This is a genomic window from Nosocomiicoccus sp. HMSC09A07 (genome assembly GCF_001808485.1).
Classification (GTDB): domain Bacteria; phylum Bacillota; class Bacilli; order Staphylococcales; family Salinicoccaceae; genus Nosocomiicoccus; species Nosocomiicoccus ampullae_A.
On the sequence record NZ_KV793623.1, the window covers coordinates 48461 to 49735 of the forward strand.

Here is a 1275-nt window from a genome sequence, read left to right on the forward strand (position 1 = left end):
CCATATGTTTTATCCAGTAGTAATATACAGACTTTGGTAGCTTCAACACTGTTAAAATCTCTTTTAGTGTATAAGTCGTTTCTTGCCTTACCTCAAGCGCTACTTTCGTTTTTTGTCTGTTGGATCTGTCGGTAAGGCATTTAACTTTTTTAGAATGATATTTTCCAGTTCTTTCATTCTTAGTTCTTCTCTTAGACGTTCTAACTCTTCGCGTTCTGTTTCATTCAGTGGTTCACTCTTCGATACTTGTTTTTGGTTATTTTCTTTATTAGGCATATGTTTTATTGGTCTCCCTTGTTTGCCCTCTAGAGCAGCTGGGCCACCTTCTTGAATCTTGCGATTCCAGTTAGCGATTGTTGAAAAATTCTTGATACCAAAGTATTCCGCTGTTTCTCTATAGGACAATTGATTTTCTTCTCTATATTTTAAAACAGCTAACTTAAATTCACTAGTATATTGAGTATTACTTAGAGATTTAGTGAGGCCCTGATAGCCATATGTGTTGTATTGTTTTACCCATGTTTGAACAAGCGATCTATCCACATTATGCTTTTCACCTAAAAATTTATATCCTCCTGCTTCATTTAAATATTCATTAACTACTTTTACCTTAAATTCAAAGCTATGCTTTTTATACTTCATACAAAAACACCCCTAAAGTTGGATTTTAGTGTCCAACTTTAGGGGTGCACCTCATTGCTGTGTGGTGTAAACTTCGATCAATAATTACTTCTTCAATTATTTTTCTTCGTTTTCTTTACGTCTTCTTCCAAGTACTAATGCACCCATTCCTGCGAATAATGCTGCAGTACCTGCAACTAGACCTTTATTATCTTGAGCTTCACCAGTGTTTGGTAATACTTTTTCTGAGTTAGTAGTTGTAGCTGCATCAATTTCTGCTGCTTTTGCAACACCTGACTCAGTTCTAGAAACTTCTTTACCTGATTCTGGAGCTGAAGCATTTCCATCAGTTTCATTATCTAAACCTGCGCCTACAACAATTTGTACTGGTTCAGAAATATTACCATCTTTATCTACTTGAACTGCTGTAATAATGTCGCCTGGTTTAAGTTCTACACCCTTAGGTACATTAACCGTCCAGTTACCATCATTGTCAACAATTGCTTGTCCTGTAGATCCATCTGGGAATTCAACAATAACCGTATTTCCTGGTGTACCTTCACCAGTCACTTGTTTATCACCAGCATTTGGCTGATTGATTGTTGGTTTGTCAACAACAACATCTGGCTCTTCAACTGTTACTGTTACGTCTAC

Annotated in this window: 2 protein-coding genes; both read right to left on the reverse strand. The window is 36.4% G+C overall.

Features of this window, described 5'->3' with window-relative positions:
• Window positions 1-99: 99 nt before the first annotated feature.
• A complete protein-coding gene (locus tag HMPREF3177_RS00435) occupies window positions 100-642 on the reverse strand; it encodes a helix-turn-helix domain-containing protein (RefSeq protein ID WP_070456252.1) in 543 nt (180 codons plus the stop codon).
• A gap of 96 nt (window positions 643-738) precedes the next feature.
• Window positions 739-1275, reverse strand: a 537-nt coding sequence (locus HMPREF3177_RS00440; RefSeq protein ID WP_070456254.1) for an Ig-like domain-containing protein, incomplete at its 5' end; no start/stop codon positions are given.